Source organism: Shewanella sp. S1-49-MNA-CIBAN-0167 (genome assembly GCF_040310145.1).
GTDB lineage: Bacteria > Pseudomonadota > Gammaproteobacteria > Enterobacterales > Shewanellaceae > Shewanella > Shewanella psychromarinicola.
In genome coordinates, this window is record NZ_JBEOPO010000371.1 from 1 (window position 1) to 256 (window position 256).

Annotated in this window: 1 protein-coding gene; it reads right to left on the reverse strand. The window is 46.1% G+C overall.

The genetic code is table 11. From position 1 onward, the window contains the following. A partial coding sequence (locus tag AAEZ00_RS21675; RefSeq protein ID WP_351090039.1) for a hypothetical protein occupies positions 1-232 on the reverse strand: 232 nt, incomplete at its 3' end. Between the last annotated feature and the right edge of the window lie 24 nt (positions 233-256).

The window sequence follows — 256 nt, forward strand, 5'->3', positions numbered from 1 at the left end:
CTTGATTACCTTCTGTATGGCACGCACCGCATTTGTCTTGGGTTGAGATGTTATCCCACAACGATGCTTTGTATTTTTGAATATCAGCCGTTGCTGCTGCAGGGCCGGTATACACGTCAGATTGTGGCGTTTGTTGCGCAGGCGGATTCTTTTCAACATCGCCGCCACCACAAGCAGAAAGCCCGATGATTAATGAGGCAATAACAAGGCCTTTAGCCATTAAATATTTCACGGTTATTCTCCCATACAGTAGTTG